This is a genomic window from Colwellia sp. (assembly GCF_013214175.1).
Classification (GTDB): Bacteria; Pseudomonadota; Gammaproteobacteria; order Enterobacterales; family Alteromonadaceae; genus Colwellia.
Window position 1 is genome coordinate 682,460 of record NZ_JABSPA010000002.1, and the last position, 17,088, is coordinate 699,547.

Consider the following 17,088-nt stretch of genomic DNA (forward strand, 5'->3'; position numbering starts at 1 on the left):
ATGACTAAAGAGAATATGAATAATGAGAATATGTTAAGTGATAAATTAGCCCATCCATCTTCAGCCGAAGAGACCGCCGACCAACAAATTGTCTATATTTTAGATACCAATATCCTTTTGCACGAACCTTTCGCTTTTTTATCGTTTAAAGAGCACGATGTAGTTGTGCCTATGACAGTGCTAGAAGAACTCGATTCAATTAAAGATAGACGTAAAGATGTTAGTCGTGATGCTAGAGTTGCAATTCGAGCATTGGAAGACACGCTAAGAGATGCCAGTCCAGAGGAGGTGCTTGCTGGCGTTAAACTGCCACAAAATGATGAACAGCATCCCAGTGGTTGTCTCGCTATTATTAATGATTATGCCTTAAAACAAACAGCGCATACGTTATCTTTTAATGAAAATGATAACCGTATCATTAACGCCGCCTTACATATTCAAAAGAAAACCCCACACAAGAAAATTGTTTTAGTGACTAAAGATATTAATATGCGTTTGAAAGCTAAGGGAGCAGGGCTGGCGCATGTTGAAGATTATAGAACAGATCAACTGATTGATGATATCCAATTTCTCACTAAAGGTTATCATCGATTTGAAGGGGATTTTTGGCAACAAATTCAGTCCGTAGATACTGAGACAGAAGGACGAAATACCACTCATTATGTTGCTCGCGATGCAGTGCCTTTAGCTTATATCAATGAATATTTGCTTGATGATGGCGATAGTTTTGCTGGTAAAGTTACAGGCTGGGATGATGATCGTATTTCCATATTAGATCTTGGTCGAGAGCGCTTGTTAGCCAAAAATGCCTGGGGTATTCATCCTAAAAATGTTTATCAAGGCATGGCGATGGACGCTTTACTTGACCCTAATATTGATTTGGTCATTCTTACCGGACCGGCAGGCTGTGGTAAAACCCTACTTGCCTTGGCAACTGCTTTAGAGCAAGTGATAGAACGTGGTTTATATGACAAAATTATTGTCACGCGAAGTACGCCGGAAATTGCCGAGTCCATCGGTTTTTTACCTGGTACTGAAGAAGAAAAGATGGCGCCTTGGTTGGCCGCAATAACCGATTCACTTGAGGTATTGCATAAACAAGATGAAAGTATGCATGGCAGTTTGAATTACATTATAGAAAAAGCCAATATTCAATTTAAGTCGGTAAACTTTATGCGTGGCCGCAGTATTCAAAATGCGCTAGTACTTCTTGATGAATGTCAAAACTTAACCGCGGCTCAGCTAAAAACTATTATCACCCGCTGTGGCGAAGGCACTAAAATAGTGTGTTCAGGAAATTTGGCACAAATTGATAGTAACTATTTAACCGCAGTTACTTCAGGGTTAACTTATATTGTTGAGCGTTTTAAGGACTTTCCTGGTTCTGCTACGGTTAATTTAAATGGCGTGGTGCGAAGCCGACTGGCTTCTTTTGCCGAAGAGAATTTGTAACTTTTCATAGAGAAAGTAGCAACGACTTCTAAGTAAGGTGATTAAACCTTACTGAATGAGCTTCTATTTTTTCGATCTATTTTATTAAGCCTTTTCCATTAAGGTTTAGAAAATGCATAGAAAACAATAAAGCACTGCTAAAAGTTAATTTCAGCGGTGCTTTTCCTTGTTTAACTCTTGTTTAAATGGGGTGACTGCTTTAACTTATCTAGTTAACTGGCTATATAAAAAAATTAAGGCGATTTAGTGTATTACCAAGCGGGCATAAATACAGTTTTTAGGCGTTATAACACCACAGTTGTGGTTGCCTTTATTGTTATTATTCTCGTAGCCTTTTCGGCTGCTTCTTTTCGTTATTTTAATCAGATTTCCAAACATAAACAGCAAAGTTTGGCTGAGCTTAGTCAAGAAGCTCAACAGCTAAATAATATGCTAGAGCAAAGCGCTCAAGCTGTGGTGGGTATAGAAGAATTTGCCGAATATGTTCTGAAACACCCTAATGAAATCAATATCCCTATGCCTTCCTTATCACAGCAAGGAGAGATGTTTTATTTAAACAAGCCCCTGCATGATGTCATTAAACAAGGTAAGCGTTTAAGCAGTAATATTACTGGTATAGGGCAAGTGAGTCAGTTTAGCGAGGCTAAAAAACAAGAAATCGCTATGGCTAATGCACTAACACCGGCATTTATTGCTGCACAAAATATCATAGAAGAAGCGACTTGGTTTTATTATGTTTCCTTCAGTGACTTTGTCAATATCTACCCTTGGGTTGACCGAGAAGTTTGGCAGTTTAGTCATAAAACCTTAATGAGTCCATATAACCAAGAAGTGCGTACACTTACGTCAAGTAATAATCGTGTGCTCTGGTCCCCTCCTTATCTTGATGCGGCCGGTGGAGGCATGAATGCTTCAGTGGGTACAGGTGTTTTTCATCGTGACAAGCTGTTAGGCGCAGTCGTTATTGATGTCAATTTATCGCGTTTACATGCTAGTTTGACCGAGCTAGAATCAAGTGATCAAGGGCTTATTTTATACAATCAAAATAATGATATTTTATTGGCTAAGCGCCTGGGAAAAGAGTCGTTAAGTTATCGTGCTTCTTGGCAAGATTTACTGCCGAAATCATTACAGAGTTTGAGCGCCGAAAAGTTAACTAAAGTAGGTGATTCGGAGCGATTTGGTGATTGGTTTATAGAAAAGCAAGTGCTTGCAGTTAACGGCTGGACGTTACTTAAATATCAAAGTTATGAGAGTTTTTCTGCGCCTCAGTACAGTGATTTTGTTTTCGTCTTTGCCACGCTGTTTATTGGTTTGTTAGCTTTTCTTATGTTAGTTAATACCATGACAAAGCGTACTTTTATTAAGCCAACCACAGAATTTATTAGCCATATACAATATTGTGCCGAAGGTGACCCAGGTAAAATTACCCCCGCAGCTGATTGGTTACATTGGTTTCAAGTGGTTGAAGATATCTTTGTGCAGAATCGAAGCCTACTTTTACAACTGACTGAACAAAATGATGTGCTCGATAGTCGTGTTATAGAAAAAACCAAAGCGTTACAAGAAACGAGTGCAAAACATCAACGTGATTATGCGCTATTACGCTCGGTGATGAATGCCATTCCCGAATTGATTGTCTTTAATGACCCAAACGGCTTGTTAATGGGCTGTAATAAAGCTTTTGAACGATTGGCTAATCAATCAGTTGAGCAAATGTTAGGATTTAAATCAGTGAGTTTTATGCCTACTGCATTAGCGCAAGAAGTGAATCGTTTAAACGCCACATGTAATGATATTTACCCTCAACAAGCACTCATAAGGGCAGGGGATTATATTTACCAAGGCTTTTGTAATCAATTCACCGATGAGCAAGGTAATATTCTTGGCTCTATCAGTATTTTTCATGATGTGACTTTACAGCAAGAAACACAGTCAGCGTTGGAAAAAGCAAAAGACCAAGCGGAATACGCGAATAAAGTAAAAATACAGTTTCTTGCCAATATGAGTCACGAGGTCAGAACGCCAATAAATGCTATGCAAGGCATGATGGACTTATTGGCACATACCTCTTTAGATAATCGCCAACAACATTATTTAGTCAACGCGCAGGGTGCTTCCTCAACCTTGCTACACCTTGTTGATGAATTATTGGATTTATCTAAGATTGAGGCGGGTAAAATGATCGTCAGTCAAGATGTGGTCAATCTGCCGACCATAATTGATAAGGCGTTAAAGTTAAACTTAAGTAATGTTGATCATAAACGGGTCGAAGTGACCGTTGATATGGCGGTAGAGGTGCCCAGCAATGTCATCAGTGATGAAATGCGCTTAGTGCAAGTGCTGGCTAACTTATTTAATAATGCCATCAAATTTACCGAGCAAGGCGAAATTAAGTTAATTGTTGATGCACTGTCGACTAATGATAGTGAGGTTCAAGTACGCTTTCGGGTAATCGATACGGGTATCGGCATTGCCAGTGACAATCAAAGTCATTTATTTAACGCCTTTAGTCAAGCTGATGAGTCAATGACGCGAAAATATGGTGGCTCAGGCTTAGGTTTATCCATTTGTCAGCAAATTATTAAGTTGCTCGGTGGCGAGATCAGTCTTACCAGTGAATTAGGGCAAGGCAGTGAACTGAGCTTTGTTATACCCCTGCAGCGTGCTCAGTTTGAATGCAGCAATAAAGTAATTGCTGATACGTTATTTCTTCAGTCAAACCATCATTCGACCGAAGGAATATCAAAGCTACCAGCAGAATTAACTCAGCCGCTAATCACAGGTATTACAATTTATGCGATAAATCAAAAGTTATCGGCGAGCTTTGTCGAAAGTATTACTCAGATGAATTGGTTATTGCATGAGGTGCACAGTGTTGACGATTTGTATCAATTAGAGATTGTCGAAAACAGTGTCTTATTTATTGATGAAGCAGCCTTTGTTGCCGAGCAAAGCCGACAAGACACTATTATGCCCTTAACAGCGTTTAGATTACTTTGTCTGTGTCAGCCGGCATTAACGCAATTGAGTAATGAAACCTGTGATTACCTCGATAAGCTATCTGCTCCCTATTTACTGGTTGATATGCCGTTATTTCGTTATTCCCTTGATCAAATATCACAGGCTTTACTTGCTAAATCCGGCTCTGCCACCGAACAATATAAAAGTGCTGGCGTGAATAGTACTGTCATGAAAAGAGGACATAGCCAAGCTTATCGACCAAGCTCAAGCAATCAAACAGCAAGGGGCAATACACAAAAGCCATTAATGATAAAAGACGAACAGAGCTTACAAGGTGTTTCAGTTTTATTAGTGGAAGATAACTTAGTTAACCAGCTCGTTGCTAAAGAGCTACTGCTGAATATGCACGCTAAGGTCACTATTGCTGATAACGGTCAACGGGCTATAGATACCCTAGCAGAGTATCATTTTGATGTGGTATTGATGGATATTCAAATGCCAATTATGGATGGCCTTACCGCCGCTAAACTTATTAGAGCGCAAAGTAAATATCAACATTTACCTATTGTGGCCATGACCGCTCATGCTAGAGACGAAGATAAACAACAAAGTTTAGCCGCAGGCATGAACTTGCATATGCCTAAACCCGTTACCGGGCAAGCTTTGCTTACTTGCATAAAACAAGTTCTTAGTGAGGTAGAAACTTAAGCTATTAGCCTAAGTTTTCAGGTTCGATAGTTAGCTTAAATTTTTAGCTTAAGTTTTTAGAGAAGAGTTGCTCTAATTTTTTGATGGTATCACTGATTTTGCTAACATCGGTAGGAGCAATAAAAATAGTATCATCACCGGCAATAGTACCAAGTACACCATCACTTTTACTTAAACTATCAAGTAGTCGAGCTATTAACTGCGCTGCGCCTGGGCTTGTTTGCACAATAATCATTACTTCGTTGTGCTCTATTTCTAACACTAATTGCTTGAGTGGGCTTTGTGCTGTTGGTACACCTAACTCTGCAGGCAAACAATAAACCATTTCTTGGCGAGCATTACGGGTTCGTACAGCACCATATTTACTGAGCATGCGAGATATTTTTGATTGGCTGATATTTTCAAAACCATTGGCTTTTAATGCCTCAACAATTTCACCTTGAGAGCCAAACTGTTCTTGTTTTAATAAACCTTTAAATGCTTGTACTAGTGCTTCTTGTTTTTGTAAAGCGCTCATCATGCGTAATTAACCCTGTAATAGACTAAAGTGGCGTTTGTAATCAGTGTGATAAACGCTAGTATACGTTATCGTGTCATCATACTGGAAGTTAATATCCGGTATAAGGTTATAACAATTGTTTTTTACCTGCTTATACTATATCTTTTGCTCTGCAAAAATTAACGTATTTACTCGAATAATATTTTAATAATTCATTGTATAACAAATAAACCCCACTTAATTTCGGAGAAATCACATGAAAGTAGCTGTTTTAGGCGCCGCAGGCGGTATTGGTCAAGCATTATCTTTATTATTAAAAACTCAACTTCCAGCAGGTTCTGAGTTATCTTTATATGATGTTGCCCCTGTAGTTCCTGGTGTTGCTGTAGATTTATCACACATCCCAACTGACGTTAAAGTTGCTGGTTTTGGTCGTGACGACCTTAACGGTGCGTTAACAGGTGCTGATATTGTTTTGATTCCAGCAGGTATGCCACGTAAGCCGGGTATGGATCGTGCTGATTTATTCAACGTAAATGCTGGCATTATTAAAGTATTGGCTGAAGGCATTGCGGCAAACTGTCCAAAAGCATTAGTTGGTGTAATTACTAACCCAGTTAACGGTACTGTGCCAATTGTTGCAGAAGTATTCAAAAAAGCGGGCACTTATGATGCTGCTCGTCTTTTCGGTATAACTACATTAGATGTTATCCGTTCAGAAGCTTTTGTTGCTGAGCTTAAAGGCCTTGATGTTGCGACTGTTAAGGTTCCAGTAATTGGCGGCCACTCAGGTACAACTATTTTACCATTACTTTCTCAAGTTGAAGGTACTACTTTCTCTGAAGAAGAAGTTGCTACGCTTACTCCTCGCATCCAAAATGCTGGAACTGAAGTTGTTGAAGCAAAAGCGGGTGGCGGTTCTGCAACACTTTCAATGGGTGCAGCTGCTGCTCGTTTTTGTATGTCTTTGGTTAAAGGTTTACAAGGCGAAGATGTTGTTGATTACGCTTATGTTGAAGGCAAAGGCGAAGATGCATTGTTTTTCGCACAACAAGTACGTCTTGGCGTAAATGGTGTTAGTGAAATTTTATCTTACGGCGAGCTAAGTGCTTTTGAGCAAAAAGCAAAAGAAGATATGCTAGCGACATTAAAGAAAGACATCAAAGAAGGTGTTGATTTTATGGCTAGCTAAGCTGCCATAAAACTTATACCTAAACCGCTAAAGCGTCTTGAAAAACGCGCCTTCAAGTGGTTTGGGCATATACCTTATAAAAAAACGCTGTTATCGATTGGTTTTTACTTATTGGTAATAGTGTTTTTTTATGCCTGGTTTTCAGGTGTTAATTCCGATAGGTAGTCGCAAGAGGTAACCATGAAAGACGCTGATGAAAGGTGCTCATGATAGAGAATCACAGCAAATAACTACTGTGATATATTTATGGGATTAAAGGGGGGAATTAATGACTTCTATTGGCGGCGATATGCGCTAAGGCAATTAATGCTTGCTTGTGTTCACTGTCAGCAATAATGTCTAGTGCCTTAATGGCTTTGTCCGCTTCAATTTCAGCCTGTTGCTGGGTATAACGTAAAGAGCCAGTTTCTTCCATAGCTTCGAGTATTAAATCAAGGTTATCCATGCCATTACCAAGTTCAATCGCTTCTTTGATCAGTGCTTGTTGAGCGTTATTACCATGTTTCATGGCATAAATCAGTGGTAGGGTAGGTTTGCCTTCAGCAAGGTCGTCACCGACATTTTTGCCCATTTCTTTGGCATCAGCAGTGTAATCCATAATGTCATCTACTAACTGAAACGCAGTCCCAAGAAATGTTCCATAATCAGCCATGGCTTGTTCAACTTTTTCATCTTTTTGTGCTATTACTGCAGCAAGACGGGTTGCCGCTTCAAACAATTTAGCCGTTTTACAATAAATGACCTGCATATAACTTTCTTCTGTGGTGCTCGCATCATTGCAGTTCATCAACTGCAATACTTCACCTTCGGCAACTATATTAGTGGCTTCAGATAAAATATCCATAATGCGCATATCACCTAATTTGGTCATCATTTGGAAAGAGCGAGTATAAAGAAAGTCACCAACGAGTACGCTGGCGCTGTTACCAAATAAAGCATTGGCCGTTTCTCTGCCGCGGCGCATATTAGACTCATCAACAACATCATCGTGTAATAACGTTGCTGTATGAATAAATTCGATAATGGCGGCAATATCCAAGTGCTGTTCGCCCTGGTACGACAAAGCTCTAGCAGCAAGCACTGTTAACATAGGGCGCATACGTTTACCGCCGCCGTTAACAATATAAATACCGAGTTGATTAATTAATGCGACATCAGATTGTAATTGATCATAGATAAGATCATTGACTGCTGTCATGTCGCTTTGCGCTAATGCCTGTATTGCTTTAATATTTACTTTATTGCCCATGCTGCTTTTCTTTAGCTGTTTTGACTAGATATCAATCAAAAATATTCAATTGGTGAAGATGGCAAAGTTTACACTAAATTTTAGGCAAAAGTAGTTTTCTAGTGGCTTTGTGTTAATTCTTAGGCCAAAAGCAAAATAAAAGCATAAAAGGTCAATAAAGTTAATAAATGATCATATTTATACTTGCCCTAATTATATTCTTCGCGTAGAATTTGCGCCCTATATTTTTAAAATTAGCGTCACATATTTGATGGCGCAGTACGGAGTAGCTATGTACGCGGTATTCCAAAGCGGTGGTAAACAGCATCGTGTAACCGAAGGACAAACAGTTCGTCTAGAAAAGCTTGAGCTTGAAGTAGGCGCAACAGTAGAATTTGATAACGTTTTAATGATCGCAGATGGCGATAACATCAATGTAGGCGCGCCTTACGTTGCTGGTGGTAAAGTTATAGCTGAGGTTGTTACTCAAGCTCGTGCTGCTAAAGTTACCATTGTTAAATTTAAACGTCGTAAGCATTCACGCAAGCAAGCGGGCCATCGTCAATGGTTCACTGAAGTGAAGATTACTGGTATTAACGGCTAATTAGGAGCATTTTGACATGGCACATAAGAAAGCTGCAGGTAGTACACGAAATGGTCGCGATTCAGAAGCAAAACGCCTAGGTGTTAAACGCTTTGGTGGTGAATCTGTTTTAGCTGGTAACATTATTGTTCGTCAACGTGGTACTCGTTTCCACGCTGGTAGCAACATGGGTATCGGTAAAGATCATACTTTATTTGCTTTATCTGACGGTAAAGTACAATTTGAAGTTAAAGGTCCAAAGAGTCGTAAGTTCGTTAGCATTATCGCTGACTAATAAGAACTTAGATTTATAAAAACCTCGCTTCACAGCGAGGTTTTTTTTTAGTTTTTTTTTGACCTACTAAGAATGATTTTTAGTCGGTCAAAAATAGTTTATACTAGCGGTAGATATAGCAAACGGATTAGTCCGATTGCTCTTAAGCACAAGCATTACCACATTAGGGTTATTGAGATACCATGAAATTTGTAGATGAAGTTGAGATCAGAGTTGAAGCGGGTGATGGCGGCAACGGCTGTAGCAGTTTCCGTAAAGAAAAATACATTGAATTTGGCGGTCCTGATGGCGGTGATGGTGGTGATGGCGGTGACGTATTTTTAGAGGCGAGCGAAAGTCTCAATACCCTAATTGATTACCGCTTTGAGCGTTTCCATCGTGCTAAACGTGGGCAAAATGGTCAAAGTCGTGATTGTACTGGCAAAGGCTCTGACGACTTAGTGCTAAAAGTACCGGTTGGTACTCGTGTAGTCGATCAAGATACCGGTGAGCAAATTGGTGATTTGACCCATAAAGGGCAAAAACTTCTAGTTGCTAAAGGTGGTTGGCATGGTTTAGGTAATACTCGTTTTAAAAGCAGTACTAACCGAGCGCCTCGTCAAAAATCAGATGGCACACCGGGTGAAATCCGTAACTTAAAATTAGAGTTACTATTGCTTGCCGATGTTGGCCTACTTGGTTTACCTAATGCCGGTAAATCTACCCTAATTCGCAGCGTTTCAGCAGCAACACCGAAAGTGGCTGACTATCCATTTACTACCTTAGTGCCTAATTTAGGTGTAGTACGTTTAGATACCCAGCGTAGTTTTGTTATTGCCGATATACCTGGCATTATTGAAGGTGCTGCTGAGGGTGCTGGTTTAGGTACGCAGTTTCTAAAACATCTTGAGCGTTGTCGTATATTACTACACGTTATTGATATTCTGCCTATTGATGGCACAGACCCATTAGAGAACGCTAAAGTCATTATCAGTGAACTAGAACAGCATAATGCAAAATTAGCAGGCAAGCCGCGTTGGGTTGTCTTTAACAAGCTTGATTTAGTGCTTGAAGAAGAAGCTAAAGAAATTACTGATGCAATTTTAGCTGGTCTTGACTGGAAAGGTCAGGTGCATAGCATCTCAGCATTTAATCGCACTGGAACAAAAGAGTTATCACAAAAGGTGATGACCTTTATCGAAGAATTACCTCCTGAAGAGGAAGAAGTGATTGACGGTAAAACTGTTGAATTTAAATGGGACACCTATCATGAAGATACGATAGCTGCTCATGAATCAGATGACGACTTAGATGATGAAGACTGGAATGAAGATGACTACGATGTTGAAGTAGAATATCGCCAATAAGTTTTTATCACAATAATTGATATTATAAGCACTGGTTTATTTACTTAAAGCAGTGTTTTTTTATGCGTATAATTCAGTGTTTTTTAACTTAGTTTTTTATTCCGCCTTTTACTAACGATAATACCAAAAAATAATTTTGAGAGTTTCAAATGACCATTTTATCTATGATAGTTGCCACTGCTAATAACAATATCATTGGCAAAGATAATACTATGCCATGGCACTTGCCAGCCGATTTAGCCTACTTCAAAAAAGTGACCTTGGGTAAGCCTATTATTATGGGGCGTAAAACCTTTGAGTCCATTGGTAGGGCTTTACCAGGACGACGTAATATTATTATCTCTCGTGATGAAAACTACAAACCACAAGGCAAAGGTGCTGATAGTGTCGATACTGTCACTTCAGTTGAGCAAGCACTTGCCTTGGTCGATGGCTCTGATGGTAGTGACGCGGTTGACGAGATTATGGTTATTGGCGGCGGTGCAATTTATGCGCATTGTTTACCTAAAGCGGATCGATTATATGTCACTCATATTAAAGCGGATATTGCTGGTGACACCCAGTTTCCCAATTATGATGATGCTAGCTGGAAAAAGGTCAGCAGTGAAATACGCGACAGTGATGAGAAGAATATCCATCAATTAGATTTTTGTGTCTATGAGCGTACCGCTAAGTAATTAAACTTAACCTGCTTGTTAGTATCCTTTGACAAGGCATAGAGATAATAAAAAGCTGCACGTTATTAGCGTGCAGCTTTTTGTTTATTAAGTGCTTAATTAAGGAAATTACCTATTTAGCTAAGGTAACTCACCTAATTATAGCTATTGAGTGACATAATCTAGAATACCCATGGCAGCTTTACGGCCTTGATCTACCGCAGTAACCACTAAGTCAGATCCTAATACCATATCACCACCAGCAAAGACGTTTTGTTTAGTGGTTTGTAAGGCAAAGTCAGAGCTAGCAACGGCAATAACACGGCCACGTGAATCTAATTCTACACCAGCATCCACCATCCATTTAGGCGGGCTTGGTAAGAAACCAAAGGCGATAACTACTGCATCGGCTTCCATGACAAACTCACTGCCGCCAATAGGCTCAGGGTTACGTCTACCGTTTTCATCAGGCGCACCTAATTGTGTTTTAACAAACTTAACGCCGATAGTCTTGCCTTGCTCATCAACAGCAATATCAAGTGGCTGAATGTTAAACTCAAAGATCACACCTTCTTCTTTAGCATTTTTCACTTCGCGTGGTGAGCCAGGCATGTTAGTTTCGTCACGGCGATAAGCACAAGTGACTTGGGTTGCGCCTTGTCGAATAGAAGTACGTACGCAATCCATTGCCGTATCACCACCGCCTAAAACAATCACTTTCTGCTTAGTAAAGCTGACATAAGGTTTAAGGTTTTTCTTATCATCAGCATTAGCTGAATCAGTAATGCCCATTATCTTTTGAGTATTGCCAATAAGGAAATCTAAAGCGTTGTAGACACCAGGGGCCTTTTCGTTGGCAAAACCACCGGTCATATCGGTATAAGTACCTAAACCTAAGAAAACAGCATCATATTCATTGCTTAATTCTTCAAAGCTAATATCAACACCTATTTCGACATTCAAGCGAAATTCGATGCCCATGCCTTCAAAGATTTCTCGGCGAGTCTGAATCACCTCTTTTTCTAATTTAAATGACGGAATGCCAAAGGTTAATAAACCACCGATTTGAGAGTTACGGTCGAATACCACTGCATCAATACCGTTACGAGTTAATACATCGGCACAGGACAAGCCTGCTGGGCCAGCACCGATAATAGCAACGCGTTTACCTATTTTAGTTACCCCAGATAAATCGGGTTTCCAACCTTGGGCAAATGCGGTATCGGTGATGAATTTTTCAATATTACCTATGGTTACTGCGCCAAAATCAGCATCCAAGGTACATGAGCCTTCACATAATTTGTCTTGTGGACAAACACGACCACACATCTCCGGTAAGCTGTTGGTTTCATGACATAAATCCGCAGCTTCAAAAATACGCCCTTCGGTGACTAATTCCAACCATTGTGGAATATAGTTATGCACGGGGCACTTCCATTCACAATACGGGTTACCACAATCAAGACAACGATCTGCTTGGCCAGCACTTTGATCTTGCCCAAGAGGCTGATATATTTCGACAAAATCTATTTTGCGTTTTGCGATTGCCATTTTAGGTGGGTCAATACGTTCAACGTCCATAAATTGATAAACATTCTTACTCATAACTACTTCCTAATTTATCAGAACACGAAGTTCGGCTGTTGAACGACTACGATGACCTAAGAGGGTTTTAACATCGGTAGCACTGGGTTTGATTAATTTAAATAATGGCGAGAATTTATCAAAGTTTTGCAAAATTTCTTGCGCACGTAAGCTGCCAGTTTCGTTAAAATGTTTATCGATAATGCCACGTAAATGTTCTTGATGAATGGCTAAGTCGCCCATCTCTAACATTTCAATGGATTCTTTATTCAAACGAATATCTAAATCACCAGTTTCATCTAAGACATAAGCAAAGCCACCGGTCATGCCTGCGCCAAAGTTAACACCAACATCGCCAATAACGGTTACTATACCGCCAGTCATGTATTCACATGCGTGATCACCGGTGCCTTCAATAACGGCAAGACAACCTGAGTTACGCACGGCAAAACGTTCTCCTGCACGTCCTGCAGCGTATAACTTTCCGCCCGTTGCTCCGTATAAACAAGTATTACCCATAATAGGAGTTTGATGGCTTAAATAATCAACACCGACAGGTGCTTTGATAGTTAATTGACCACCAGCCATGCCTTTACCTACATAATCGTTGGCATCACCAGTTAAGATCATGTTTAATCCACCAGCATTCCAAACACCAAAACTTTGTCCAGCAGTGCCAGATAAATGTAAGGTGATAGGCGCAGGTGCCATGCCTTGATCGCCATGTTGGCGAGCAATTTCGCCGGAAAGCATTGCACCGACAGAACGATCGGTATTTTGAATGTTAAATCTATATTCGCCACCTTTACTGTGAGCAACAGCATCACTTGCAGTACTCAAGATCTTCTTATTCAATTCACCCTGATCAAAAGCGGTGTTTTCTTCAGTTTTATATAATGCAGTGTTGTCACCCGCAATAACTGGCGCGATAATAGGTGATAAATCAAGCTTTTGTTGCTTAGCACTAACGCCTTCAATTTGTGATAATAAATCAACACGACCAATCAACGCCGTTAAGCTTTCAACGCCTAAACGAGCTAATATTTCACGGACATCACGAGCAATAAATTTAAAATAATTCATTACTTGCTCAGGCATACCTTTAAAGAATTCGTCTCGCAGTACTTGATCTTGCGTGGCAACACCGGTAGCACAGTTATTTAAGTGACAAATTCGCAAGAATTTACACCCTAAAGCCACCATAGGTGCGGTACCAAAACCAAAGCTTTCAGCGCCTAAAATAGCGGCTTTAACAATGTCGGTACCTGTTTTTAAACCACCATCAACCTGTAAACGTACTTTATGACGTAAACCATTGGTCACTAAGGCTTGTTGCGCTTCAGCTAGACCTAGCTCCCATGGACAACCGGCATATTTAACCGAGGTTAATGGACTAGCAGCGGTGCCGCCGTCATAACCCGATATGGTAATAAAGTCAGCGTAAGCTTTAGCAACACCGGCAGCAATAGTACCAACGCCTGGGCCTGAGACTAATTTAACTGAAATAACCGCTTTTGGATTTACTTGTTTTAAATCAAAAATTAGCTGGGCTAAATCTTCAATAGAATAAATGTCATGATGTGGTGGTGGTGAAATTAAGGTCACCCCTGGCACTGAGTAACGTAATTTAGCAATTAAAGGTGATACTTTATCACCCGGCAATTGGCCACCTTCACCGGGTTTTGCTCCTTGCGCTACTTTAATTTGCAATACGTCAGCATTCACTAAGTAATGTGGCGTAACACCAAAACGACCGGAAGCAATTTGTTTGATACGTGAATTTTTAACGGTACCAAAGCGGCGTTCATCTTCACCACCTTCGCCAGAATTTGAGCTGCCGCCTAAACGATTCATCGCTATGGCTAGCGCTTCATGTGCTTCAGGGCTTAATGCACCAATTGACATAGCCGCGCTATCGAAGCGTTTAAACATTTCACTTTCTGGTTCGACTTTATCAAGGGCTATTGGCGTACAATCATCTTTGAGTTTCAGTAAATCACGAAGCGTAGCAATAGGGCGTTGATCTACTTCATCAGCAAATTTTCGGTAATCGCTATAATTACCGGTATTTACTGCGCGTTGTAAATGGTTAACGACGTCGGGATTGTATGAATGATACTCACCATCGTGCACATATTTTAATAAACCACCATGAGACATTTTTTTATGAGCTAAAAATGCGTTACGCGCTAAATTAATACCGTCTTGCTCGATATCGCTAAAGTCAGCGCCTTTAATACGGCTAGGTAAGTCGCTAAAACACAACTGCATAATGTTATCGTTAAGGCCGATAATTTCGAATAAACCGGCACAGCGATAACTGGCAATAGTGGAAATACCCATTTTAGAGAGTATTTTCAATAGGCCTTTGTTAATACCTTCTCGGTAGCTAACAATAGCGTCACGGGCAGTCATTTCTATTTGCCCTTGTGTGACTAACTGCTCAATGGTTTCAAAAGCTAAATACGGATAAATTGCCGTTGCACCTAAACCTAATAATACTGCATATTGATGAGAGTCTCGTACTGAACCCGTCTCAACAATAATGTTGGAGTCACAACGTAATTGTTCATCCACTAAACGTTTTTGCACAGCGCCAACAATCATAGCGGCGGGGATCACTAATAAATCAGGCTCAATATTTCTATCTGAGAACACTAAAATAACGGTATTTTTATTACGTACCAAATCGACTGCATGATCACAAAGACGAATAATTGCTGCTTCTAAACCTTCTGTACGGTCATAATGCAATGATAAAGTATCAGAGCGATAATGTTCTGGATCTAATTCACGTAGCTGTTTTAACCCGGTATACATTAGTACCGGAGTAGAAAATAGAATCCGATCGGCATGGCCTGAGGTTTCGTTAAAAACATTATGCTCACGACCAATACAGGTGCCGAGTGACATAACATAACGCTCACGCAAAGGATCAATTGGCGGGTTAGTTACTTGGGCAAACTGCTGACGAAAATAGTCATATAAGGTGCGGCTTTTACTTGATAGTACCGCCATCGGGGTATCGTCACCCATTGAGCCGGTAGCTTCTTGACCATTTTCCGCTAATGTTCTGATCACTTGCTGAATTTCTTCATAACTGTAATTAAACATTTTGTGATACTGAGCCATTTCTTTATCAGTAAATGCGCGGGTACCAATTAAATTTGCTTCCAGTTCATCAAACGGTACTAAGTGACGGATGTTTTTATCTAACCACTCACGATATGGATGACGCTCTTTTAAGTCATTATCAATATCGGCTGAATGAAAAATTTTACCGGTATAGGTATCAATGGCGAGCATTTCACCGGGGCCGACACGACCTTTTTCTACCACTTCATCTTCGCTGTAATCCCAAATACCGACTTCTGAGGCAAGGGTAATAAAACCATTACGAGTAATAACGTAACGGGCCGGGCGTAAACCGTTTCTATCTAGGTTACATGCAACATGACGACCATTGGTCATTACTACGCCTGCAGGGCCATCCCATGGTTCCATGTGCATAGAGTTAAATTCATAAAAAGCACGTAAGTCATCGTCCATTAACGGGCTATTTTGCCATGCAGGTGGCATTAATAAACGCATAGCACGGTATAAATCCATACCACCGGCTAAAAATAGCTCAAGCATATTATCTAATGACGATGAGTCTGAGCCGGTTTGGCCGACAAAAGGTGCTGCATCTTGTAAATCAGGTAATAACGGAGATTTAAAGCGATAGGTACGCGCACGTGCCCATTGGCGATTACCATTGATGGTATTAATCTCACCATTATGTGCCAGATAGCGGAAAGGTTGTGCTAAATGCCATTCTGGCGAAGTATTGGTAGAAAAGCGCTGATGGAAAACACAGATAGCGCTTTGCATGCGAATATCAGCTAGATCTAAATAAAAATTTGCCAAATCTTTTGGCATCATTAGACCTTTATAAATAGTGACCAAGCAAGACAAACTCGCCACATAAAACTTTTCGTCGGTAATACGTTTTTCAGCACGACGACGTGCCATATATAAGCGACGTTCTAAGTCGCGATTACGCCAACCTGGAGGCGCATCAACAAATACTTGTTCAATATTGGGTAAGTTGCCTTGGGCTATTTCCCCAAGTACAGAGGTATCAATAGGCACTGTACGCCAGCCAACTAAAGTTAAACTCTCATTGGCTAACTCTTCTTCTAATACTTTTTTACAGAGTGCAGCTTCAATCGGATCAGTGTTTAGGAAAATCATGCCGACAGCATATTTTTTACCTAGCTTCCAGTTATTGTCTGCGGCTACGGCGCGAAAGAAGCTATCTGGTTTTTGTAATAACAAACCACAGCCGTCACCTGTTTTACCATCACTGGCGATACCACCACGATGTTGCATACGATCTAAAGCGGAAATAGCGGTCTTAATTAGTTTGTGACTGGTTTCACCGTGTTGATGGGCAATTAAACCAAAACCACAGTTGTCTTTTTGGACGCTATGATCATAAAGCTGCATGTTTTTCTCCTAATAATAAGCCAACTTACTCACAGGACAGACAAAGAAGAATAAAGGCATGGAAAAAATGCATAAATACTCCTCTTATTA

The 17,088-nt window shown here is 40.3% G+C and carries 11 protein-coding genes; 7 read left to right on the plus strand and 4 right to left on the minus strand.

What is annotated here, in order from left to right; all coding sequences use genetic code 11:
• The first annotated feature begins 30 nt into the window (after window positions 1-30).
• Window positions 31-1,452: a PhoH family protein gene (locus HRT55_RS05995; RefSeq protein WP_291620429.1), complete on the plus strand. Its 1,422-nt coding sequence runs from the start codon at window positions 31-33 to the stop codon at window positions 1,450-1,452.
• Window positions 1,453-1,698: 246 nt separating this feature from the next.
• Window positions 1,699-5,124, plus strand: a complete 3,426-nt coding sequence (locus HRT55_RS06000) for an ATP-binding protein (protein ID WP_291619657.1) — start codon at window positions 1,699-1,701, stop codon at window positions 5,122-5,124.
• Between the two features lie 43 nt (window positions 5,125-5,167).
• On the opposite strand, the gene argR is transcribed toward HRT55_RS06000, so the two are convergent.
• Entirely contained in the window at window positions 5,168-5,641 is a 474-nt protein-coding gene (gene argR, locus HRT55_RS06005; RefSeq protein WP_291611595.1) for a transcriptional regulator ArgR, read from the minus strand.
• Window positions 5,642-5,879: 238 nt separating this feature from the next.
• Between argR and mdh the strand changes: the two genes are divergently transcribed.
• Entirely contained in the window at window positions 5,880-6,815 is a 936-nt protein-coding gene (gene mdh, locus HRT55_RS06010; protein ID WP_291619659.1) for a malate dehydrogenase, read from the plus strand.
• Window positions 6,816-7,080: 265 nt separating this feature from the next.
• On the opposite strand, the gene ispB is transcribed toward mdh, so the two are convergent.
• Window positions 7,081-8,064 (minus strand): octaprenyl diphosphate synthase, encoded by a 984-nt coding sequence (gene ispB / locus HRT55_RS06015; RefSeq protein WP_291619661.1) that lies wholly within the window; start codon window positions 8,062-8,064, stop codon window positions 7,081-7,083.
• A gap of 271 nt (window positions 8,065-8,335) precedes the next feature.
• Between ispB and rplU the strand changes: the two genes are divergently transcribed.
• From rplU to folA, 4 genes are all read left to right on the plus strand, one after another.
• The gene (gene rplU / locus HRT55_RS06020; protein WP_291611503.1) at window positions 8,336-8,647 is read left to right on the plus strand and encodes a 50S ribosomal protein L21; all 312 of its coding nucleotides are present in this window, start codon (window positions 8,336-8,338) and stop codon (window positions 8,645-8,647) included.
• A 16-nt stretch (window positions 8,648-8,663) separates the two neighbouring features.
• Window positions 8,664-8,921, plus strand: coding sequence for a 50S ribosomal protein L27 (gene rpmA / locus HRT55_RS06025; protein ID WP_011045240.1), 258 nt, complete (start codon window positions 8,664-8,666; stop codon window positions 8,919-8,921).
• Between the two features lie 182 nt (window positions 8,922-9,103).
• Complete coding sequence (gene cgtA / locus HRT55_RS06030) at window positions 9,104-10,267, plus strand: Obg family GTPase CgtA (protein ID WP_291619669.1); 1,164 nt, start codon at window positions 9,104-9,106, stop codon at window positions 10,265-10,267.
• Between the two features lie 149 nt (window positions 10,268-10,416).
• Window positions 10,417-10,944 (plus strand): type 3 dihydrofolate reductase, encoded by a 528-nt coding sequence (folA, locus tag HRT55_RS06035; RefSeq protein ID WP_291619671.1) that lies wholly within the window; start codon window positions 10,417-10,419, stop codon window positions 10,942-10,944.
• A 144-nt stretch (window positions 10,945-11,088) separates the two neighbouring features.
• Here the strand turns inward: folA and HRT55_RS06040 are convergent, their stop codons facing one another.
• A complete protein-coding gene (locus HRT55_RS06040; protein WP_291619673.1) occupies window positions 11,089-12,528 on the minus strand; it encodes an FAD-dependent oxidoreductase in 1,440 nt (479 codons plus the stop codon).
• Between the two features lie 9 nt (window positions 12,529-12,537).
• Complete coding sequence (gltB, locus tag HRT55_RS06045; protein ID WP_291619675.1) at window positions 12,538-16,998, minus strand: glutamate synthase large subunit; 4,461 nt, start codon at window positions 16,996-16,998, stop codon at window positions 12,538-12,540.
• Between the last annotated feature and the right edge of the window lie 90 nt (window positions 16,999-17,088).